Here is a 20951-nt window from a genome sequence, read left to right as displayed (position 1 = left end):
GCCCAAGCAATACAGTTTTGCAATAGCGGGGGCTAATCATAGCGGGGTTTCGCCCCTATCCTTGAGGGTATGCGCTTTCAATCGGAACCCATGCCATGAAAAAGGTCGTCAGCATCCTCAGTCCATGCCCCTCTTTGGCGGGTGACGATGGCCTGGCGGCGCGTACCTTGTTCAGCCATCAGGACCACGCGGACCGGCACAGCCCCTTTCTGCGCTTGAATTATGCCGCCCCCACCCCCTACCCGGCCCGTAGCCGTCGGCACAAGGTACATGGCTCCCCGCAGCGCGGCTTTGAAACCGTCACGCTGGTGTATCAGGGCGAGCTGGAGCATCGCGACTCCAGCGGTCATAGCGGCATTCTGGGTCCGGGCGATGTGCAATGGCTAAGTGCGGCCTCCGGCCTGCTGTATCAGGCCAGCCACTCCGAGCCGTTCGCCCGTCAGGGTGGTACTTGGGAAATGGTGCAGCTATGGATCAACCTGCCTGCTTGTGCGAAAACTCTGCCACCCAGCCAGCAGTCTCTGCCCAGCACAGACATTCCCGTTCTGGCCCTGCCCGATCAGGCCGGACAGATACGAGTGATTGCCGGGCAATACCTGGACCAGCCCGGCGCGGCCCGGCATCACAGCCCGCTCCTGTTGTGGGACATACAGATCAAGGCCGGGCATCAAGCCTGTTTTCAGGTGCCCGAGGGCTGGAACACCAGCTTGCTGGTGCGACGCGGCGAAGTACAAGTGAACCAGCAAACGCGAGTGCGCCCCGCTCAGGTCGTGTTGCTAAGCCTGGAAGGCCAGACTATCCGGCTGAACGCCCAAAGCGACACCCAGCTACTGTTGCTGGGCGGCGAGCCCATTGATGAGCCCGTTTTGACCTACGGCTCTTTTGTGATGAATACACAACAGGAAATTACCCAGGCAATTGCCGACTTTGATCAGGGCCGGTTTGGCTGCCTGGGCTGAGCTTTCCCTCTCCTATTTCCAAGCTGCCACGCACCCCGATGGCGGCCCCTGCCACCCCGACCTGACCATCCATCATCACAGCACACTTGCATTGAGCCAGCCCGCATACGATATACTGAACCGTCATCGACTTCCCTTAGACACTATGAGACGCTGGTTCGTCGTCGTCTTGCTTCTTATTCTTCCCCTGCAGGCTTACAGCTCCCACTACCACGCAACCGTGCAAGGTGGTCAATCGGCTTTATTCGCTCAACACGAATCCGATGCAGCCGAGTCTGCGGAACGCCGTGTCTCATCCGCCGATCATCCTCTGCATCAGCTCAGCGCCATTTTGGCGCACACGCCCATGCAACAGTACGCCGATCACGCGGATACCCCCTTGCCCTGCCCGGTTCAGTCTTTCTGGCTGCATGCCTGGCCATCGGCTTGTCCGACCTATTGCCTGCCAGCAATTTGCTGCGAATTTGCCCCGGAGCACCGCCCGCCCCGCGTCTGACGCCTGACGCGCCGCGGCGCCCTGCTTCTTTGCTTTTTTGCACTTATTTATCTGTCTAACAGGACAACATCATGGAATGGCTACTCGATCCCAGCATCTGGGTCGGCTTATTAACTCTGGTGGTGCTGGAGATTGTTCTCGGCATCGACAACCTGATCTTTATCGCGATTCTGGCCGATAAACTGCCCCCGCATCAGCGCGACCGTGCTCGCCTGATCGGCCTGTCGCTGGCGCTGATCATGCGCCTGGGTCTGCTTACTATCGTCTCCTGGCTGGTCACCCTGACCACACCACTGTTCTCCATTGGCCCGCTCAGCTTCTCCGGGCGCGACCTGATCCTGCTGCTGGGCGGTCTGTTCCTGCTGTTCAAGGCCACCAGCGAACTGCATGAACGTCTGGAAGGTGGCGATCATCACTCCAGCACCAACAAGGCCTATGCCAGCTTTGGTGTCGTGGTAGCCCAAATTGTGGTGCTGGATGCCGTGTTCTCGCTGGACGCGGTGATTACTGCCGTGGGGATGGTGGATCAACTACCCGTCATGATGGCAGCCGTCATTATCTCGATTGCGCTGATGATCTGGGCTTCCAAGCCACTGACCACCTTCGTGAACAACCACCCCACCGTGGTGGTGCTGTGCTTGAGCTTCTTGCTGATGATTGGTCTGACGCTGACCGCCGAAGGCCTGGGCTTCAAGATCCCCAAGGGCTATCTGTACGCGGCCATTGGTTTCTCCATCCTGATCGAGTTCTTCAACCAGATTGCCCGCCGCAGCCTGCAGCGCTCGCAGTCACGCCGTCCTTTGCGTGACCGTACCGCGGAAGCCGTACTGCGCATGCTGAGCAACCGCAAGAATGAAGACAAGGACGACAACGGCAACGAGGGTCAGCTGGAACTAGACGAGCAGGCTTTCCGCACCGAAGAACGCAATATGGTCAGCGGTGTGCTCAGCCTGGCCGAACGCCCGATTCGCTCCTTGATGACGCCTCGTCAGGAAATTACCTGGCTCAATATCGAGGACTCCGCCGATACCTTGCGCCAGCAACTGCGCTCCACCCCACACAGCTTCTTGCCGGTGTGCCAGGGCGATCTGGACCAGGTGGTGGGTGTGGCTCGCGCCAAGGATTTGCTGGCCGATCTGGACGACTACCCGCAAGTCAAACTGTGGCCGGATCTGCGTGAACCCATCATCGTTCACGAACACACCGATGTACTCAGCGCGATTGCCATGTTGAAGCAGTCCAATGGCCAGTTCGTGCTGGTAACGGACGAGTACGGCGCGATTGAAGGCCTGCTGACCCCCATCGACATTCTGGAGGCCATTGCCGGCGAGTTCCCCGACGAGGACGAACAACCCGCCATTCAGCAGATTGGCCCCAACCTGTGGCAAGTGGATGGCAGCATAGACCTGCTCTTGCTGGCCCAAGCCGTGGAAGCGGACGACCTGCTTTTGAAAGACAGCAGCTTCAATTCCGTGGCCGGTTTCCTGCTGGAGCGTCTGGACTCCCTGCCCACGGTAGGGACGGTCGTTGAAGCAGACGGCTTGCGCTTCGAGATTACCGAAGTCAGCCAGCGTCGTATTGCAACGGTGCACGTCAGCCGCTTGCAGGAACCCGAGCAGACACAGGAGTAAGAAAAAGCCCGCTGCAAAGCGGGCTTTTTTCAATCAAGCACGACTCAAAAGCGCGATTCCGCCAGGCAAGCGCGTCACCGCCACGCCATATAACTGCTGCAAAATGTCCAGCGCCTCAGGCAAGTTATCCAGACTGACGGCAAAGCTGACCAAGACAGGGCCTAACGTGGCGTCTCGCAAAATCAAATGTCCTGACCAATAGCGGTTCAGCTCGGCCAGCACCTGCGACAAAGGCTGCTCATGAAAAGTCAGACGGCCCTGACGCCAGGACGGGAAATCCTCCGCCGCAACTGTCTGCACCGAGCTGATCGCATGGCGACCGTAAACAAGTTGCTCACCGGCAGCCAGCCGATATCCCTGTCCACCAAAATCCACCTGCGCACTGCCGGACAAACAGGTGACTTCGGTTTTGCCATCCAGATAGCGGATATTGGTACGGCCATTAAAGGTCTGAATGGAGCCAGCACCCGCAAACACCGTACACACCGAGGCCGAGCGCTCGGACTGTCGCACTTCCACTTCCCCATCCAGCAAAGCCACAATTCGACCCAGATGCGGGTCGTCACCGACGTTCAGGCGACTGCGCGTATTCATATCCAGCCAGACATGGTCCAGCAACTGCACGCGCCGCTGCTCGCCCGCACCCGTGCGATAGTCAGCACGCAAATCAGCCAAGGAAGGCCACAACTGCATAGGAGGCTTGGCGACCAGATACAGGCCACCACCCAGCAGCAAACCGCCCAGCAGGGCGCGGCGAAAAGGCTGGTGGCCACGTTTTTTCATCAACTTGGCTTCGCGCAGCCAATCTTCACGATCTTGGGGCATGGCATCCCACATTTCGCGCGCGTGCGCAAAAGCGGATGCATGAGAAGGACTGCGCCCACACCAGCGGCGCAGCTCCCGAGCCTGACGAGAGGTCAGCGAGGACGTTTTCAGGCGGCTGACCCAGGCTCGTGCCTCCTTGTGCAAGGTGTCTTCATCCAGATTCAAGGCATTAGCAGGGTTCATCAACAATCAATTCAAAAAGCACTACACAGGGACTGACAAACGCAATCCAAAACGTTTTATCCAGCCGTTTAAACGGATAAAAACGAGAATTCAAAAGTAAACATAAATTGTCGGAAACTGCAGGCCCTATCGTCAAGCCATAGCCCGTCATAAAGAGTAAAGACGGGCTTTAACAGCACTGCATCAACTGCTGGCGCAGCCAGACATGAGCCGGGTCCGCGTGGCGACGGCTATGCCAGACTTGCTGAAACAAGACCGAGGGAATGGGCAGGGGAGGCTGGAAAAACACCAGTTCAGCCTGTTCGCGCAAGTGCTCGGCACTGCGGCTGGACACCGTCAAAATCAGGTCCGTGCCCGCCAGGACTTGGGCTGCCGCACTCCAATGCGGCAAGGACAAGGCAATCTGCCGTTTAAGACCGAGCCGATTCAGGACGTTGTCGACCTCACTTTCCCCTCCCGGACGCATGGCCAGCAACACATGCGGGCGCTGCAACCACTCTTCCAAAGCAGGGGCTTGCCCGCCGCTCAGACTGGCCCGATCCGCAATGCAGATCAGGTGTTCCTCAAACAAGGTCTGCGCCTGCAAGCCGGCCGGAATTTCCGAGAACACGCTCAAGGCCAGATCAATCTCGCCATCCCGCAGCTGACCCTGCATGGCTTCCCGGCTGGCCTGGCTGACCGCCAGCCGAATACCCGGTGCGTCACGACGCAGGCGGCGCATCAACGGTGGCAAGACAATTTGCGCGCCGTAATCCGACATGGCCAAGCGAAATTCACGTTGTTCATTGGCTGGATCAAAGCCACCCGCATCCAGCAGGCCATTGAGCTGCTGCAAAGCCTGCTCCAGAGGTCGCTGCAACTGCAAGGCCAACGCGGTCAGCTCCAAGCGGGAACCGCGTCGTATCAACAAAGGATCGTTGAACACCTGGCGCAAATGAGCCAAGGCATGACTGACGGCAGGCTGGCTTTTATGCAGACGCTGGGCAGCCCGCGTCACATGCTGCTCGGTCAACAAGGCATGCAGGCTCAGCATCAAATTCAGGTCTATACGGCGCAGTTCATCCATAGAACGAATAATGACTGTGCACACTATTAATTTCAATAAGAATTGCGAATAGTGCAAGATAGAGCTTTGATTCTTATGGAGATACGCTCATGCCCGGTCCCGCTTTGTTCAGTATGTTGGTGGCTGTCTTTGCCGGTTCGGCCGTGCCGTTTCAAGCTGCCAGCAATGCCGTTCTGGGTAAGGTCCTGGGGCATCCGCTCTGGGCCACACTGGTGTCGCTCTGTATCAGTGCGGCTCTGGTGCTGCCCACAATCTGGCTGATGCGCGCCCCCGCTCCCCTGACCGCGCAACTGGCGCATGCCCCCTGGTGGGTATGGACGGGTGGCGTTGGCGGGGTCATTTACATCAGCGCCGCCCTGATTCTGACGCCACGCATGGGCGCCGCCAGCTTTATTGTCTGTGTGGTGGCCGGGCAAATGCTCAGCTCCATGCTGATCGACCACTACGGTTTGATGGGCCTGACACCACGCCCGGTACATATGGGACGCATAGCGGGCGTGCTGCTGATTTTGGTGGGCATGGGCCTGGTGCAATGGTTTACGCCTTCCGTAGCTGCGGCGGCTGAAAGCAAAAGCGCCACTGCAGATCAAAGTGGCGCTCAGGAAAACAATCCAAGTCTGACTCAACGCGCTGGCGCTGACAACAGCACCCGATCTTGATGTCGCTTAAGCGGACGCCTCGGTCGATTTGGAACGGAACTGGCTGCACCACCAGAACCCGGCCGACAAGGCAGCCGCCGACAACATGCCCAAGGCCAACAACAAGCCGCTATCGAACAGCAGCGGAGCCACCACACCGGAAACGGTGGCGAACAAAAGCATTTGCCAGGCACTTTGTACCGAGGAAGCCAGGCCGCGCATGGTGGGGAAGGTGCCCAAGGTCACCACCGTCATGCCCGGCAAGGCCATGGACATGCCAAAGGCGTACACAAAAATAGGCATCACGGCCCACGGCACTTCTGCCTGGAACAGGAGGTTGTACACGGTGTTGAACGCCGCGCCAGCCAGCATAAGGGACAGGCCCAGACGAATCATGCGTGCCGGGGCCAATTTCTCGGCAAAGCGGGCATTCAGAATAGAGCCACCCAACATACCGCCAATAAAGGGCAGGAACAGCCAGGCAAAGGCGGTTTCTGTCAGGCCCAGCACACCAATCACAAAGCTGGCCGCCGACGAAATGTACAAGGCAAAGCCGCCAAACGCACAGGCAATGGCGGAGATCGCCAGCACGAAGCGGCCATTGCTCAAGGCCCGTGCGTAATTGGCCAGAATCACCCACAGCTTCAAGGGCTGGCGCGAGGCCAGGGGCAAGGTTTCAGGCAGTTGCCGCCAGCACAGCGCAATCAGGGCAATACTGAGCACCGTCAGCATCCAGAACACCGAGCGCCAGCCCGAATAACTACTTAAATAGCCGCCCATGACCGGTGCAAGCGCCGGGGCCAGACTGAAGACCATCGTGATGTGGGCAAACAAGCGCTGAGCTTGCACCCCTTGTACACAGTCGCGCGCCAGGGCCTGACCGACGACACGTCCGGCACCTGCCGAACAGCCCTGGATCAAACGGAAGAACAACAGCCAGGAAAAGCTGGGGGCCAGCGCCGAGCCCACGGACCCGATCAGAAACAGGATCAGGGAGGCCAGAATCACGGGACGCCGCCCGAAGCTGTCGGACAACATGCCCCAGAACAGGCTCATGAAGGCAAAACCAAACAGATACAGACTTAAGGTCTGCTGAACCATTGACTGGTCAACGGAAAATTCAACACCGATACGGTGAAATGACGGCAGATAGGCATCGGTAGCAAAAGGCCCCAGCATCGCCAACGCCGCCAACACCAAGGTCAGCTTGCGGTAATTCATAGATAGCTTTGGAAAACAGGGAGGGCGCCAGAATCAGCGCAGGGATAGGGGCATGGTACCCCTTAACCGGACCGTACGGACACATCCGCACGGTGCACAGTGTATCAAACGATATAAAGCGGATCGAGCCAAGCCGCTTTCATGCTAGCTGGCCCGGTAGCCACTTGTCTGAAAAAAAGATCAGCGTCTGCCCGGCGACGGCGTACCAAAAGCCTCGCGGCTGGTTTGTCCGAAACCGCTTTGATGCAGCAGGCTGCGCTCAATAAAGCGGCTGACCAGGGAGCGCACTTCCGGCAACCACGGGCCTTGGTCAAACACTTGCGGGAACTTCATGCTGAACCAGGCATAAAGGCTGATCTGCTTGCTGAGCAATTCGGCGTCTTCCAGGCGGGAGGGGCTGGCGGATTTCAGCCAGGACGGCGCCGGTGGCAAGGCCATGGGGCGTTGTGCCACATAGGCAGACAGGCAACGCTTGAAGTAATCCAGCTCCGTATCCTTATCCACGGACACCGGCGCGCAGGCAAAGGTGAACTTCTCGCGCAAATCCAGCTTGGGAGCCAGGCGGTCTACACAAAAGCCCAGCTCGATGGCGTCTTTCAAACCCGCTGTCTGAAACAAGGGGCTATCGGAAGCCACTTTCTGCGCAAAGTACTGCAGCACAGCGCCGATATTGTTGTTATCCAGTAAAGAGGCCAGCGCCTGCACGTGCTCGGGGCTGGGTGCAATGGGCAAGCGCAAATCCACGCTGGGGGCGTCGCTTTGCAATTGGGTACGAATATGGTTCAGATCCTGCTTGTCCATCGCCCCCACATAGCCTTTGGGGTACAAGCCATAGCGGCCTGCCCGTCCGGCAATCTGGCGCACTTCGGTTGCGTTCAAGGCTCGCATGGAGCGGCCGTCAAACTTGTGAACCGTAGAGAACAGGACGCGGCGAATCGGCAGGTTCAAGCCCATGCCAATCGCATCGGTGGCTACCAGCACATCGGCCTCGCCTTGGGAAAAGCGCTCGGACTCGGTGCGGCGCACTTCCGGAGCCAGCGCGCCATAAATGGTGGCAACTTTCCAGCCTTGGGCGCGGTAACGCGCACTTAGCGTTAAGACATCCTTACGGGTGAAAGCCACCACCGCATCACCTTTGGACACGCCCTGAGCTTCACGTTGACGATCTTTGCGCCCCCGCCACGGCGCTTCCTGACGCCCTTGCTTGCCTGTGGCTCGCGGCGGGTCTACCGGATAAGGCATGACCTCCAGCGGGGTTTTGCGTTCGGTAAATTCCAGCTCCATGGTCTCTTCCATGGAACGCACCAGACGCTCGCACGGACGCAGGACGGAAGCATCACCACAGACAAACAGGGTACGGGCCGGAACACCGACCAGAGCTGCAGTCCAGGCCCAGCCGCGCTGCTCGTCTTGCAACATTTGAATCTCGTCCAGAACGGCCACGCGCACTTCCATCGTGGGGTCCATCATCTCGACCGTGCAGGCAGTGTGCTGGGCACCGGGCACCATCACGCGCTCTTCGCCCGTAACCAGATTGCAGGGGATGCCCGCGTTCATCAGACGATCACGCACCTCCATGGCCAGCAGTCGCAGCGGAGCCAGATATACGCCGGATCGGGCTTCCATCAGGGCTTCCAGGGCCTCGTGCGTCTTGCCCGAATTGGTCGGGCCCAAACGGAACACCAGATGGCGGCGGATGCCTCGGGCCAGGCTGAACATTTCCGGGAAGTCGCCCAGGCGCATCAAGTCCTGGGCACGCTGTTGCTCCACACTTTCCAGAATGCGGCGCACCGGGCCATTGAGCAGACGCTTTTCAAAATCCCCGGCCTCGATTTCCTTTTGCTCGATGCCCTCTTCCAGAGCCATGCGCAAGGCTTTGGCCAGTTCCAGAAAGGACGAGCCATCAATCAGGGGGCGCTGGGTTTGCAAAAATGCATCCAGCGAATCTTCCAGACGTTGGGACAAGCGGTTTTGAGCCGCTGCATTGAACAAGACCGTGACGCGGGCAGGCAGTCGGTCCAGTTCCGAGCCGGTACGTGGCAAAGGCACGGCGGCCTGCATACGAACATTGGCGCGCCAGTGCTGACGCTCGCCCGCTACGGGCACATTCACCGCCAGCCACAAATCCTTGTGCCACCACAGGCGCAATGGATCTTCCGGGTCAATTTCGTAATCGCACGCTTCTTGCTTCTTGATCTGGTTCAGCACTTGTTGCTGACGCCATTGTGTACGCGCACGGTCAGCCGCTCGCTGGTACTGCGCACGTTCACGATTGCTCAAGCTGCTGGCGTATTGCTCGCGCCATTGCTCAATCTGGCTTTGATCAATCGCTGCCAATAAATCCGGGTGATGGGCAACACGGTCACGGCCGCCAGCGGCTCCGCCACGCACTTCCAGTTTGGTACTGGGCAAACGGCGATCAGCCAGCCATAGCTCGTATTCCTGACGAGTAATGCCCAGCAAGGCCATCGTTTCTTCCGACCCTATGCACTCCTGCTCCCAAGCCCAACGCTGCTGTCGTTGCTCTCTCTGACGCTCCTGGCGTTGGGCTTGAGCCTGCAGCAAAAACTCCTGCTGCTCGGCATCCAGCTTGAACTCCTGGGTCAAGACAGCGGCACTGGCATTGCGGCCATACACGGTCATGAACCAATGGGCAGGTTCCCCGGCTTGCAGGCCCTCGAAGGCCTCCAGGGTGATGCGTTGCGGCTCGCAACCTTGCTCTTTCAGCCAGGCTGTCAAACGCTCCTGGGCCTGATTGAACTTGCGCTGTTTGTCGTTTTGTTCTTTTTGACGCGCTTGTTCACGTTCTTTTTGGGCCTGCTCCCAGCGCTGACTGCGTTGCTCGCGATCGCGCTGTTCGGCCTGTAACTGCCACAAATAGGTCTGCGCCAAAGGCATGGACTGCCAGGCCTGCACTAAAGCCTGCAAGCGCGGGCCGCGCTCGGCTTCGGGCCAGTTCTCGCTTAAAGGCAAGGACTGGGAGGCTATCGCTCCGGCCAATTGAGCGCGCTGTTCAAGCAGTTGCTCACGCAAGGCTTCATAAATATCCGCTTCCAGCTTGTCCACGCTCATTTGATACAGCAGGCGCAGGGTACGAATCACGACCTCGGGCACACCTTGGGACTGTAAACGCTGGTCCGCATCCTTCAAACCCAGTTCGGCAGCGATGATCTGATTGAAAAAGGCGGCGTCCTGCGGCAAGCGCCAGGCTTTCAGCCACACGCGCCGTATGCCTGCCCGGTCCTGAAAACGCGCTTTCTTGGCGACCTGACGAGCCACACCTTCCAGACGAGGGTAATCCAGCCATTGAGGATGGAGCAGCAAGCCCGCTTGAGTGGGAACGGGAGAATCGGAAACAGACGAAGCGCGACGCGCAGCCATAGGGCGGGGACCTGAAAATACGGGAAGAAGAGAACGAGAAAGGCAGACAAGCCGGTTCAAGCAAGCATGAGCAGCATTATACGGGTCTGCTCGGGGACGTTCAGAGGATACAGGCAATCACCGTGCTGCACGTCTTTGTGGGTAAGAAGACACAGGACTACTCAGCCAACCATTCCAGACAAGCTTGCGGCAAAGCAGCCAAACCGGACTGGCTGTGATTACAACCCGGCACGATGCGAAAACGCGGCTCACCACCTTGTTGCTGCGCCAAAGCCTGCGCCAGTTCGCGGGTGCCATCCACCATGCGGCGCTCTTGCAAACGTAAACGACGCAGCTCGCGCTTGTCCTCAGGCATGGCTTCTTCTGCCGGGCCCAGGCTTTGCTCGAACTCGCCAACGGAGAACTGTACGGGCATCGTCATAGCGGCTTTGGGCAAGGGTTGGGCCAGCAGTCGAGCCAGATAGCCCTCCCCCCACCAGACCGAGGGGCTGGACACCACCAGTGCATCGAACAATTCTGGCTGTTGATACAGCAGATGCAAGGCAAACAGGCCACCCAGGGAATGGCCGCAGAGCAAACGCCGCTGCGCATTCAAAGGCGCCTGTGCGTAGGCCCAGGGCAAGAAAACGTCCTGCATCATGGCCAGAAAATCTGGCGCGTGGCCCGCTTCTCCATTGAGCGCGGGGGTGAAGTCCTGATCGCGCCAGACCTCCGCGCCATAACCTATCCCCAGCACGGCACAGGCTTGTGGAGCCTGCTTTTCACAGGTGGCCAACACCGCTTCAAATTGCGGTAGATCAAGCACACACAGCAATGGCCAGCCCTGCGCAGGCGCTGGCACGTCCGGCCAGGCCAAAGTCAGACGATACTGTCGGCCCAATAGGGAAAGAAAATCCAAATGTTCAAGCTGCATAAAAGAATCGCGGTAAGGACGCCAAAGCCCGGCTGATGAACTATACTTTCTTTCTATGTAAACGGTTATCATTCAGACACTTAATGTCCACATCTGCTGTTCCGGCTCCTGCGCTGGCCGACTATCAACACATCCTCAGACGTCGCTGGCTCCTGGTTGGGGCCCTGGTTCTTGTGATTCTGGCCTCGATTGTGGCCGACTTCATGTTGGGGCCCTCGGGTCTTAGCCTGGGAGAACTGAGCCATGCGCTGTTCAACCCGGAACAGTCCGACCCGACCACCCGCGTTATCGTCTGGGAAATCCGCCTGCCTTATGCCTTGATGGCCATGGCCATTGGTTTGGCACTCGGCCTGTCCGGTGCGGAAATGCAGACCATTCTGAATAACCCACTGGCCAGCCCCTTTACCTTGGGGATTTCCTCGGCAGCGGCGTTTGGCGCGTCCCTGGCCATTGTGCTGGACCTGTCGATTCCCGGCATTCCGCAAGCCTGGACCATTGCCGCCAATGCCTTTATTTTTGCCCTGCTATCCGCCATGCTTTTGGACGCGGTGGCCCGCTGGGGCGCCATGAGTACCGCCAACCTGGTGCTGTTTGGTATCGCGCTGGTGTTCTCCTTCAATGCACTGGTTTCGCTGGTGCAATTTGTGGCCAGCGCCGAAGCCCTGCAAGGGCTGGTGTTCTGGACCATGGGCAGTCTGTCGCGCTCCTCCTGGGGCAAGGTCGGCATCATGCTGGCGGTGTTTGCATTGATTCTGCCGCTGTCGCTGCGTGATACCTGGAAACTGACCGCCCTGCGTCTGGGTGAAGACCGCGCCACCAGCTTTGGTATCAATGTCTCACGCCTGCGCCTGGTGTCCTTGCTGCGTATCAGCTTGCTGGCCGCACTGGCCGTATCCTTTGTGGGCACCATCGGCTTTGTGGGCCTGATTGCGCCGCATATTGCCCGCCGCCTGTTTGGTGAAGATCACCGTTTCTACCTGCCCGGCAGTGCGCTGGTCGGTGGGGTGATTCTGTCGCTGGCCTCGATTGCCTCGAAAAACATTGTGCCCGGCATCATTATTCCGGTCGGCATTGTCACCTCGCTGGTGGGTGTGCCCTTCTTCCTGGGCGTTGTGCTGCGACGCCAAATAAAGTGAACCATGCTTGAAGTCCACGATCTGAGCCTGTCTTACGGCAAACGCGAAATTCTGTCCAAGTTGACCATCGAGCCTTTGCAGCCCGGTCAGCTGGTGGCTTTGCTGGGCCCCAATGGTAGCGGCAAATCCACTCTGCTCAAGTCCCTGGCGGGGCTGCTCAAGCCCACCACCGGCGAGATCCTGCTGGACGGTCAGGAGCTGAGCGGCGTCAGCTTCGAGCAGCGCGCCCAAAAAGTGGTGTACCTGCCCCAATCCCTGCCCGCCTCGGTCCACCTGCGTGTGTTTGAATCCGTACTGGTGGCGGCCAATGCCTCGGCCCCTGGTGGCCACGCCCGCGATGTGGATCATGAGCACATCATGCACATCCTGCAACGCCTGGGCATTGCGCACTTGTCCATGCACTATCTGGACCAGCTTTCGGGCGGTCAGAAACAGCTGGTGGGCCTGGCGCAAGCCCTGATACGCAAGCCTACCCTGCTGCTGCTGGACGAACCCTTGTCGGCTCTGGACCTGAACTATCAATTCCACGTGATGGACTTGCTGGCCCAGGAAACCCACGACAACAATCTGATCACTCTGATCGTGCTGCATGACCTGAACGTAGCTCTGCGCCATAGTGACTATGCGCTGATGATTGAAGGCGGTGGTCTGCTGGCGCAAGGCGAGCCTGCCAAGGTGATTACTCCCAACTCGCTGGCCCAGGCTTATGGCGTACGCGCCCGCGTGGAGAGCTGCTCGCAAGGCACCTTGCAAATCATTATCGACGGGCTGCAAGAGCCTGTGCTGTGACCTTCGGAGAACCCATGAACATCCTGCGCCACCTGCTGCTGTCGCTGACCTTGCTCTTGCCTTTGGGCGTGCAGGCCCAGCCCATCGAAGTTACTGATGCCATGGGTCGTACCGTTACCCTGCCTGGCCCCGCCAAACGCATTGTGCTGACTCAGGCACGTCACTTCCCGGTACTGGCTTTGGTCCACCCCGAGCCTGCAAACCTGATTGCAGGCTGGTCGGACGAGTTCAAAACCTCCTTCTCCAACGAGTACGAGACCTATCTGAAGCGCTACCCGCAACTGGCCAATATCCCTATTGTGGGTCGCCATACGGCAGATACCTTCTCGATCGAACAGGCCCTGGCCCTACGTCCGGATCTGGTCGTGCTGACGGCTGCCTTTGCGGGCCTGACTCCCGGTCAGGACACACGCGACTCGGCCCTGATCCAGCGCCTGACTGCCGCCAAAGTGCCCGTCATTGTGATCGACTTCTTTGTGAACCCGCTGGAGAACACCGTACCCAGCCTGCGCGCATTGGGCTACGCCGTGGGTGAGAAAGAACGCACCGACGAGTTCATCCAGTTCTACGAAGAACACATGCAGGGCGTTGCCCAGCGACTGGCCGATCTGCCCAAGGCGGATCATCCGCCCGTTTTTGTGCATGCCCATGCAGGCAGCACGGACTGCTGCAACTCGCCCGGCGCAGGCACCTTTAACGACATGATCAGCTATGCAGGCGGCCACAATATTGGCGCGGATGTCCTGAAAAGCTCCACCGGCAAGCTGAATTTTGAATACATCAATTCCCGCGCGCCTGTGGTCTATGTGGCTACGGGCACAGGCGCAGGCAAGCGCACCACCTCCGGTGGATTGGCTATTGGCACAGGCGTCAACGAAGACCAGGCTCGTAAAAGCCTGCAAGCCATTATTGACGGCAATCGTCTGCAAGCCCTGCCAGCCGTGCGCAGCGGCAATAGCCACGGCATCTGGCATGCCTTCAACGATTCACCTTTGCACATGATCTTTATCGAAGCTCTGGCGGCCTGGATTCACCCCGACCGTTTTCAGGGCGTATCGGCCTTGAAGACATTGGAAGAAGTGAACCAGCGCTTCCTGACCGTGCCGATGGAAGGCACCTACATGATTGATTTGAAGCCCGCCCCCTAAGCCTTCATGTCACGCCTGATTCCACTGGAACTGCCGCCTGCGGGCGGCCATCCCCATCACGTCTTGCTACGCCTGCCAGACAGCAAGCCAGAACAAGGCCCCCTGCCTTTGCTGTGCCTGCTCGATGGTCAGTGGACCTTGCCCTTGCTGGAAGAAAGCGGCCACCCCGCCTTGCAGCACTGCGCGATTCTGTCGCTGGGTTACCAAGGCGAGCGCGATCAGATCACACGTTATCGCGCCCTGGATTACACCCCGCCCAGCCCGGACAGCACTCTATGGGAAGACCCACGCGTCCCCCAATGGCAGGCGGGTGGCGCTCCTGCCATGATCGAACAAGTGCGTATGGCACTAGCCTTGGCCCAAAGCATGGAGCCTGCGCTGACCCGTTCGCGCATCAGCCTGTACGGCCACTCCTACGCTGGCCTGTTCGTGCTGTATGCCCTTAGCCGGCAAAGCCTGCCCATTCAGCACTACCTGTGCGCCAGCCCTTCCTTGTGGTGGCGTGATCCCCTGATCTGGACCTTGCTGGAGCAGGTAGACAAGCCGGTACTGGTAGATATTCTGGCCGGTGCCTCCGAGGCCTGGTATCCGCTTAGCGCTCAGGCAGCGGGCCCGGAAGGACGCAAAAATGGTGTGCCTACCCTGCCCACCATGCAAAAACTCCAAGCGCACTTGCAAGCCCAAGGCATGCAGGCGAATCTGCATGTTCTGCCCGGAGCCGGCCACGGCCACGTTCTGGCCCAAGCCACCTTGCGTGCCCTGGAACTGGCTTGTGGCGCGGCTTAGCCGTGTTCTTCCGGCGCGCATGACGCGCCTTTTTACTTCATATCCAAGTTTTCCCGCCCTAGGGTAACTCCCCCCATTCATCCTCTTGTTTTAGGCCTCAACTTCTTTTAGTCTGTATTTATATGCAAGTGCATAGAAATCAAAAAAAGAGATTGGAGACAAACATGAAGGTAGCGGTATTAGGTGGCGGGCACGGTTGTTACGCAGCAGCGGCAGACTTGAGCGAACAGGGCCACGAGGTCCGTTTATGGCGTCGTGATACGGCCCAGTTGCAGCCTTTGCTGGACCGTCCAGTCATGACCTTGAAAGACGAAGCAGGCGAGCGCGAAATCCCCATTGCCAAAGTCTGCGCCGATATTGGCGAGGCCATCGCCGGTGCCGATCTGGTACTGATTCCTTCGCCCGCCATTGCCCAAACCGATATTGCCCGCGTCATGGCTCCGCACCTGACAGACGGTCAGGTCGTATTTCTGCCCCCAGGCACCTTTGGCTCCTTCATCATGAGCGAGATCGTGCGCGGCACCGGCAACAAGGCCGATGTCAGCTGGGCCGAAACCGGCACCCTGCCCTGGCTGGCCCGCAAACATGGCGATACCGTCATCAACATCACCACCCGCGCCACCCGCCTGCCTACCGGCGTGTACCCCGCGCGCAATACCGACCACGCCCTGGATGTGATTGGCAAGGTCTTCCCCAGCGTGGAGCGCTGCGAAGATGCCCTGTCCGGTGCCCTGATGAACGCCGGCCCCATCATCCACCCACCGCTGATCATGATGAACGCCGGCCCGCTGGAGCACTTCCCGGCCTGGGACATTCATAACGAAGGCACTCAGCCTTCGGTCCGTGCCGTGACCACGCAACTGGACAATGAGCGCATGCGCATTCGTGAAGCGCTGGGCTACGGTGCCCCGCACTTCCCGCTGTCCGACCATTATGAAAACGATCAGTGGATGTATGGCGACCGTTCCTCGCACTCCAAGCTGGTGAAAAGCGGCGACTGGCGCGAGAAGATCGACCTGCACGAACACCGCTACATGCGTGAAGACACCATGCTGGGTCTGGCCTTCTTTGCCTCGGTAGCCGACTGGGCCGGTGTAGATGCTCCCGTCACCAAAGGCTTGCTGGCGATTGCCGGTGCCATCGTGGGTGAAGATTTGCGCCAAGGCCAACGTACACTGGCCAGCCTGGGTCTGGACACGATGAGCCGCGAGCAACTGCAAGAGATGCTGCAAGCCGGGAGAGCCTGATGAACGCGCCCGCCCCGATCAAACGTATCGTTGCGGTGGGCGCAGGTCGCATGGGGCGGGGCATCGCCCTGGCCTATGCGCTGCGCGGCCAAGCCGTGACCTTACTGGATTTCAAACCCCGTCAGCCTGCTGATAGTGCCCGTCTGGAAGCCGAAATACGCCAGGAATTGCGTGCCACGCTGGAACAACTGGCCGACCTGGGCATGTTCGCCACCGAACAGATCGACGACCATCTGGCCTGCATCAGCGTCGCCCCCTTGAGCGCAGCGGCGCAAGTGCTGGGCCAGGCCGATCTGATTTATGAAGGCGTGCCCGAAACACAAGAAGCCAAGACCGACGCCCTGGGACGTATCGGTGAACTGGCCCGGCCCGATGCGCTGATCGCCTCCACCACTTCCACCATGCTGGCCTCGGATCTGGCCCCCATGTTGAGCCATCCGGAGCGTTTCCTGAACGCACATTGGCTTAACCCGGCATTCCTGATTCCACTGGTCGAAATCAGTGCCCACCCCGGCACCAGCGAGCAGACCTTGAGCCGTCTGCAAAGCAATCTGGAATCCATCGGCAAAGTGCCTGTGGTCTGTGGTTGCCACCCCGGTTTCATCGTTCCACGCCTGCAAACCCTGATCATGAACGAGGCCGCTCGCATGGTTGAGGAAGGCGTAGCCAGCGCAGTCGATATTGATAAGGCCACCCGCTACGGCCTGGGTTTCCGCTTTGCCAGCATCGGCGTGCTGGAGTTCATCGACTACGGCGGCAACGACATTCTGTATCACGCCGGGCAATACCTGTCGCAGAACCTGGACCCGGAACGCTACGCCGTACCCGACATCATCACCCGTTATATGGAAAGTGGACGCAACGGTCTGCGCAGCGGACAAGGCTTTCACGAATACCCGGTGGACCAGCAACAAGCGTATCGACGCGACGTGCTGGCCCGCGTACTGGGAATGCTGGATCACATCGGCCTGGCCCCTGCCCGCGCCGAACACCTTGCCAAGGAGACACAGGAATGAAAAAAGACTCCCACGCTGCGCCTTCGTCTTGCTGCCCTCCAAGAGGGCGCTCTTCATCTTGGGACGGCCCTGCGATGAAGAAAACCGCTGCGTTGCTGTTTGCCCTGATGAGCTGTCACGGTCTGAGCCAAGCTCAGGAAGTCCCCACCTTGCGGGTAGGCTGGACCATTCCGGGCGAGGAAGCCAAATACCTGATGGCCAAGCGCCCCGAGCTGTTCCCGCAACTGGGCAAGAAATATCAAATCCAGTGGACTCAGTTCCAGGGCACTTCGCCCATGGTGCAAGCCATGCGTGCTGGCGTTCTGGAATGCTCCACCATGGCCCCCATGTCGCTGGCCAATGGCGCTATTGAAAGCGGTCTGGAAGCCTATATCGTGGCCCAGCACGTGCACTCGGACGATGACCACTTCTCCGTCTACTGGGCCGTGAAGGAAGACAGCCCGATCAAGACCGCGGCGGACCTGAAAGGCAAGGTCATTGGCACCAATGCTTATGGAGCCGGTGTGTACTTCGACATGCTGCTGTGGCTGCGCCAGAACGGTATTGACCCGGACAAGGATGTAAAAATCGTTGAAACCGGCTTTCCACCTGCAGCTGACGCGATTCGCAGTGGCCGTATTGATGCCGGTCCCATGGCCCAGCCCTTTGCCCTGCTGAACGAGAAGAAAGGCGGTTTGCGCAAACTGTTCTCCCTGTCCGAAGTGGCCAGCCCATCCGTACAGATTTTCGAAGCCTGCAGCAAATCCTATAGCGACGCCAATCCCGAAGTGGTGCGCGCCTATGTGCAGGACTTGAAAACGGCCATGGGCATGCTCAGCAAAGACCCTGCACTGGCCGTAGAAGTCACGGCACAAATTACCCGTGCGCCCAAGGACTTGCTGGCCCAGTACCTGTTCACCGACAAGGACTTTGCCCGCGTCCCGGATATGCAGCCCAATCTGGAATCCATCCAGGGCACCTACGACCGCTATCACAAGGCTGGTTTCCTGAAGAAAGCCTTGAACGTGCAGGACTTTTATCGGGCTGATTTACGCGAGGCAACACCATGATTGAACTGGATGGTGTCGGTAAAACCTTTAACACCCGGCAGGGCCGCAGCCATACGGCCCTGCAAGACATCGCCCTGAGCATTCCGGCAGGGCGATTCGTGTCTATTCTGGGACCCAGCGGTTGCGGCAAAAGCACCCTGCTCTATATGTTAGGGGGCTTTGAGTCCTGCTCCAGCGGCCAGATCCGCGTCAAGGGCAAGCCCATTACCGGCCCAGGCCCGGACCGGGGCCCGGTGTTTCAGGAGTACGCCCTGTTCCCCTGGAAAACCGTGCTGGGAAACGTGGCCTACGGCATGCGCGAACAAGGCATGCCCAAGGACCAGGCCGAACAGCGCGCCAGCGAATGGCTGGACAAGGTCAAGCTGGGGCCTTACGCCTCCTTCTATCCACGTGAACTGTCCGGCGGTATGCGTCAGCGTGCGGCCATCGCCCGCACCCTGGCCTATGAGCCGGACATCCTGCTGATGGACGAGCCCTTCGGGGCGCTGGATGCCCACACGCGCGTCACCCTGCAAACGGAACTGCTCAGCTTGTGGGAGCAGTTACGCAACACCGTGGTCTTTGTGACGCACGGCGTGGACGAGGCCGTCTTCCTGTCCGATACCGTGATTGTCATGACTGGCTCGCCCGGCCGCATCAAGGAGGTAGTGGAGATTGATCTGCCCCGCCCCCGCGTCCGTAGCGAGCTGCTGCGCAATCCGGTCTATCAGGAAACCATTATTCGTCTGGAGCAATCCTTGATGGCGGAGGCCCACCCATGACGCCACAGCACTGGTATGAACATCGCTGGGCCTCCTTGGTCATGGCGGCCATTCTGGTGCTGCTGGCCTGGGCAGGGCTGGCCCGTTGGGTAGGGCTGGATTCCTTCCCCAGCCCTTGGGCGGCCTTGGGCGAACTGCCTGCCCTGATCAGCGACCCGATGGCCTGGTCGGCAATCCTGCAGTCGGTTGGCCGCATGTTTGCCGGTTATGCCCTGGCACTGGTCGTGGCCGTCCCCCTGGGTTTGGCCATGGGCCGCAGCCGCCTGGTCTATACCGCTTTCTATCCTCTGGTGGCCCTGGCCTATCCCATGCCCAAAGCGGCCTTGATGCCGATCTTGATGCTGTGGTTCGGTCTGGGGGATTTCTCCAAGATCCTGGTTATTGCGCTGGGCGTGTCCCTGCCTTTGCTCTATCACAGCTATCACGGCGCAACCCGCATCGAGCCCAAGCTGATCTGGGTCGCCCAGTCCATGGGCATGGGGCCCATTGCCCGTCTGGGCAAAATTGTTCTGCCCGCCTCCTTGCCGGAAGTCATGATTGGCTGCCGGGTCGGGGTGGTCATGGCCCTGATCGTGATGGTGTCCTCCGAGATGATTGCGCGTCAGGAAGGTATAGGCAATCTGCTGTTCACCTCCATGGATATGGCGCAGTACTCCACGGTGTATGCCGTCATCATGCTGCTGGCCGTGCTGGGCATTGCCTGCGATGCGCTGTTCGAGTTTGTCCGCAAACGCTGCACACACTGGCATGACTCGACCCAGAGCCTGATGGACAAAGGATGACGCTATGACCACCAAAACCTTAGCCTCACCGGGACAAGCTATGCGTTCTACTCCAACCCGCCCGGCCAAACGCCGGGATTTGTCGGGACTGTCTTTATGCATCAGTCCGGCCCTGATGCTGATTGTCTGGGAGCTGTGCACCCGCTCGGGCTGGGTCAGCCCGCAGTTGCTGCCTGCCCCCTCTTCCATTCTGATGCGTGTATTGGAGCTGGCCGGTCAGGCGGACTTCTGGCAGAACCTGGGCATCACTGTCTACCGCCTGATTAGCGGTTTACTGATTGCCTGTGTGGCCGGTGTGGCCCTGGCGCTGATTGCACAGCTGACGCGCTGGAGTTCGTTTCTGCTGGATGCCCTGATCCGTCTGCTGGCCCCTATCCCCAAGATCGCCCTTTACCCGGCACTAATCCTGATCATGGGGTTTGAAAGCTCATCGAAAATCGCTCTGGTGGTCTCGGATGCGATTTTCCCTGTGCTGATGGCCAGTTGGGTGGCTGCGCAAACGGTGGACCGCAAGCTGATCTGGTCGGCGCGTGCCGCCGGGACATCTCGCAGCGCCTGCCTGTGGAAAATCATTTTGCCCGCCATCAGCCCGACCGTGCTGGCCGGTGTTCGGGTGGCAGGCGTCATTGCCTGCGTGGTGGTCTTTCTGGCCGAGATGATTGCCTCCACCGACGGTCTGGGCCATATGCTGACCGCCGCCGCACGCAGCTACCGCACGATTGATATGTTTGTACCCTTGGTCTGGATCTGTGTGCTGGGCTTCGCACTGAACCTGACGATTGCCGCTTTGCAGCGCAAAGTGGATCATACGAACTGATACTGAACCAACCACTTGCCCGGCCAATGGCAGCGCTGGCCGGGCTTTCGCAGGCTCACTCAATCACTCTGAACGAGTAGCCTGCTTTTTTTTGCATCAAGGAAGTC

The 20951-nt window shown here is 59.3% G+C and carries 19 protein-coding genes; 14 read left to right on the top strand and 5 right to left on the bottom strand.

Annotated elements, in window-relative coordinates; translation table 11 throughout:
* Window positions 1-95 precede the first annotated feature (95 nt).
* From ACU6HM_RS07125 to ACU6HM_RS07115, 3 genes are all read left to right on the top strand, one after another.
* On the top strand, window positions 96-959 hold the full coding sequence (locus tag ACU6HM_RS07125) for a pirin family protein (RefSeq protein WP_021447066.1): 864 nt from the start codon (window positions 96-98) through the stop codon (window positions 957-959).
* Window positions 960-1104: 145 nt separating this feature from the next.
* Window positions 1105-1455, top strand: a complete 351-nt coding sequence (locus ACU6HM_RS07120; RefSeq protein WP_022983384.1) for a hypothetical protein — start codon at window positions 1105-1107, stop codon at window positions 1453-1455.
* Between the two features lie 71 nt (window positions 1456-1526).
* Window positions 1527-3086, top strand: a complete 1560-nt coding sequence (locus tag ACU6HM_RS07115; protein WP_021447067.1) for a TerC family protein — start codon at window positions 1527-1529, stop codon at window positions 3084-3086.
* A 33-nt stretch (window positions 3087-3119) separates the two neighbouring features.
* Here the strand turns inward: ACU6HM_RS07115 and ACU6HM_RS07110 are convergent, their stop codons facing one another.
* Both ACU6HM_RS07110 and ACU6HM_RS07105 read right to left on the bottom strand, forming a co-directional pair.
* Window positions 3120-4094, bottom strand: a complete 975-nt coding sequence (locus tag ACU6HM_RS07110; RefSeq protein WP_254500039.1) for a FecR family protein — start codon at window positions 4092-4094, stop codon at window positions 3120-3122.
* Between the two features lie 169 nt (window positions 4095-4263).
* Window positions 4264-5160: a LysR family transcriptional regulator gene (locus ACU6HM_RS07105; RefSeq protein WP_083054340.1), complete on the bottom strand. Its 897-nt coding sequence runs from the start codon at window positions 5158-5160 to the stop codon at window positions 4264-4266.
* 89 nt (window positions 5161-5249) lie between these two features.
* Here ACU6HM_RS07105 and ACU6HM_RS07100 point away from each other — a divergent pair, with 89 nt between their 5' ends.
* Window positions 5250-5819 carry a DMT family transporter gene (locus ACU6HM_RS07100; RefSeq protein ID WP_446763582.1) on the top strand — a complete coding sequence of 190 codons (570 nt, stop codon included), beginning with the start codon at window positions 5250-5252 and terminating at the stop codon, window positions 5817-5819.
* 6 nt (window positions 5820-5825) lie between these two features.
* Here the strand turns inward: ACU6HM_RS07100 and ACU6HM_RS07095 are convergent, their stop codons facing one another.
* The 3 genes from ACU6HM_RS07095 to ACU6HM_RS07085 form a co-directional block, all read right to left on the bottom strand.
* The gene (locus ACU6HM_RS07095; RefSeq protein WP_336972971.1) at window positions 5826-7019 is read right to left on the bottom strand and encodes a multidrug effflux MFS transporter; all 1194 of its coding nucleotides are present in this window, start codon (window positions 7017-7019) and stop codon (window positions 5826-5828) included.
* 180 nt (window positions 7020-7199) lie between these two features.
* Window positions 7200-10400 (bottom strand): helicase-related protein, encoded by a 3201-nt coding sequence (locus tag ACU6HM_RS07090; RefSeq protein WP_446763581.1) that lies wholly within the window; start codon window positions 10398-10400, stop codon window positions 7200-7202.
* A 157-nt stretch (window positions 10401-10557) separates the two neighbouring features.
* Window positions 10558-11313 carry an alpha/beta hydrolase gene (locus tag ACU6HM_RS07085; protein WP_369326115.1) on the bottom strand — a complete coding sequence of 252 codons (756 nt, stop codon included), beginning with the start codon at window positions 11311-11313 and terminating at the stop codon, window positions 10558-10560.
* An 83-nt stretch (window positions 11314-11396) separates the two neighbouring features.
* Between ACU6HM_RS07085 and ACU6HM_RS07080 the strand changes: the two genes are divergently transcribed.
* The 10 genes from ACU6HM_RS07080 to ACU6HM_RS07035 all read left to right on the top strand — a co-directional run bounded on the left by ACU6HM_RS07080 (window position 11397) and on the right by ACU6HM_RS07035 (window position 20844).
* The gene (locus ACU6HM_RS07080) at window positions 11397-12449 is read left to right on the top strand and encodes a FecCD family ABC transporter permease (protein WP_021447070.1); all 1053 of its coding nucleotides are present in this window, start codon (window positions 11397-11399) and stop codon (window positions 12447-12449) included.
* 3 nt (window positions 12450-12452) lie between these two features.
* Entirely contained in the window at window positions 12453-13238 is a 786-nt protein-coding gene (locus ACU6HM_RS07075; protein ID WP_021447071.1) for an ABC transporter ATP-binding protein, read from the top strand.
* A gap of 14 nt (window positions 13239-13252) precedes the next feature.
* A complete protein-coding gene (locus ACU6HM_RS07070) occupies window positions 13253-14386 on the top strand; it encodes an ABC transporter substrate-binding protein (protein ID WP_446763580.1) in 1134 nt (377 codons plus the stop codon).
* A 6-nt stretch (window positions 14387-14392) separates the two neighbouring features.
* Window positions 14393-15172: an alpha/beta hydrolase gene (locus tag ACU6HM_RS07065; RefSeq protein ID WP_446763579.1), complete on the top strand. Its 780-nt coding sequence runs from the start codon at window positions 14393-14395 to the stop codon at window positions 15170-15172.
* Between the two features lie 164 nt (window positions 15173-15336).
* Window positions 15337-16419 (top strand): NAD/NADP-dependent octopine/nopaline dehydrogenase family protein, encoded by a 1083-nt coding sequence (locus ACU6HM_RS07060; RefSeq protein WP_060186119.1) that lies wholly within the window; start codon window positions 15337-15339, stop codon window positions 16417-16419.
* Window positions 16419-17435, top strand: coding sequence for a 3-hydroxybutyryl-CoA dehydrogenase (locus ACU6HM_RS07055; RefSeq protein ID WP_203145184.1), 1017 nt, complete (start codon window positions 16419-16421; stop codon window positions 17433-17435). The genes ACU6HM_RS07060 and ACU6HM_RS07055 overlap by 1 nt, the downstream gene beginning before the upstream one ends.
* A gap of 74 nt (window positions 17436-17509) precedes the next feature.
* Entirely contained in the window at window positions 17510-18484 is a 975-nt protein-coding gene (locus ACU6HM_RS07050; protein ID WP_009462834.1) for an ABC transporter substrate-binding protein, read from the top strand.
* Entirely contained in the window at window positions 18481-19245 is a 765-nt protein-coding gene (locus ACU6HM_RS07045; protein ID WP_009462836.1) for an ABC transporter ATP-binding protein, read from the top strand. Before ACU6HM_RS07050 ends, ACU6HM_RS07045 begins: the two co-directional genes overlap by 4 nt.
* Window positions 19242-20027 carry an ABC transporter permease gene (locus tag ACU6HM_RS07040; RefSeq protein WP_035268452.1) on the top strand — a complete coding sequence of 262 codons (786 nt, stop codon included), beginning with the start codon at window positions 19242-19244 and terminating at the stop codon, window positions 20025-20027. The genes ACU6HM_RS07045 and ACU6HM_RS07040 overlap by 4 nt, the downstream gene beginning before the upstream one ends.
* 40 nt (window positions 20028-20067) lie before the next feature.
* Window positions 20068-20844, top strand: a complete 777-nt coding sequence (locus tag ACU6HM_RS07035; protein ID WP_235484294.1) for an ABC transporter permease — start codon at window positions 20068-20070, stop codon at window positions 20842-20844.
* Window positions 20845-20951: the final 107 nt, after the last annotated feature.

The organism is Alcaligenes sp. RM2, assembly GCF_052931795.1.
The sequence above is the reverse complement of the archived record's forward strand: the minus strand, read 5'-3'. Positions and strand labels throughout refer to the sequence as shown.

Excerpts from the sequence above, each read along its gene's own strand:
- ACU6HM_RS07125 (WP_021447066.1), top strand. The coding sequence starts at position 96 with ATGAAAAAGGTCGTCAGCATCCTCAGTCCATGCCCCTCTTTGGCGGGT.
- ACU6HM_RS07120 (WP_022983384.1), top strand. The coding sequence starts at position 1,105 with ATGAGACGCTGGTTCGTCGTCGTCTTGCTTCTTATTCTTCCCCTGCAG.
- ACU6HM_RS07115 (WP_021447067.1), top strand. The coding sequence starts at position 1,527 with ATGGAATGGCTACTCGATCCCAGCATCTGGGTCGGCTTATTAACTCTG.
- ACU6HM_RS07110 (WP_254500039.1), bottom strand. The coding sequence starts at position 4,094 with ATGAACCCTGCTAATGCCTTGAATCTGGATGAAGACACCTTGCACAAG.
- ACU6HM_RS07105 (WP_083054340.1), bottom strand. The coding sequence starts at position 5,160 with ATGGATGAACTGCGCCGTATAGACCTGAATTTGATGCTGAGCCTGCAT.
- ACU6HM_RS07100 (WP_446763582.1), top strand. The coding sequence starts at position 5,250 with ATGCCCGGTCCCGCTTTGTTCAGTATGTTGGTGGCTGTCTTTGCCGGT.
- ACU6HM_RS07095 (WP_336972971.1), bottom strand. The coding sequence starts at position 7,019 with ATGAATTACCGCAAGCTGACCTTGGTGTTGGCGGCGTTGGCGATGCTG.
- ACU6HM_RS07090 (WP_446763581.1), bottom strand. The coding sequence starts at position 10,400 with ATGGCTGCGCGTCGCGCTTCGTCTGTTTCCGATTCTCCCGTTCCCACT.
- ACU6HM_RS07085 (WP_369326115.1), bottom strand. The coding sequence starts at position 11,313 with ATGCAGCTTGAACATTTGGATTTTCTTTCCCTATTGGGCCGACAGTAT.
- ACU6HM_RS07080 (WP_021447070.1), top strand. The coding sequence starts at position 11,397 with ATGTCCACATCTGCTGTTCCGGCTCCTGCGCTGGCCGACTATCAACAC.
- ACU6HM_RS07075 (WP_021447071.1), top strand. The coding sequence starts at position 12,453 with ATGCTTGAAGTCCACGATCTGAGCCTGTCTTACGGCAAACGCGAAATT.
- ACU6HM_RS07070 (WP_446763580.1), top strand. The coding sequence starts at position 13,253 with ATGAACATCCTGCGCCACCTGCTGCTGTCGCTGACCTTGCTCTTGCCT.
- ACU6HM_RS07065 (WP_446763579.1), top strand. The coding sequence starts at position 14,393 with ATGTCACGCCTGATTCCACTGGAACTGCCGCCTGCGGGCGGCCATCCC.
- ACU6HM_RS07060 (WP_060186119.1), top strand. The coding sequence starts at position 15,337 with ATGAAGGTAGCGGTATTAGGTGGCGGGCACGGTTGTTACGCAGCAGCG.
- ACU6HM_RS07055 (WP_203145184.1), top strand. The coding sequence starts at position 16,419 with ATGAACGCGCCCGCCCCGATCAAACGTATCGTTGCGGTGGGCGCAGGT.
- ACU6HM_RS07050 (WP_009462834.1), top strand. The coding sequence starts at position 17,510 with ATGAAGAAAACCGCTGCGTTGCTGTTTGCCCTGATGAGCTGTCACGGT.
- ACU6HM_RS07045 (WP_009462836.1), top strand. The coding sequence starts at position 18,481 with ATGATTGAACTGGATGGTGTCGGTAAAACCTTTAACACCCGGCAGGGC.
- ACU6HM_RS07040 (WP_035268452.1), top strand. The coding sequence starts at position 19,242 with ATGACGCCACAGCACTGGTATGAACATCGCTGGGCCTCCTTGGTCATG.
- ACU6HM_RS07035 (WP_235484294.1), top strand. The coding sequence starts at position 20,068 with ATGCGTTCTACTCCAACCCGCCCGGCCAAACGCCGGGATTTGTCGGGA.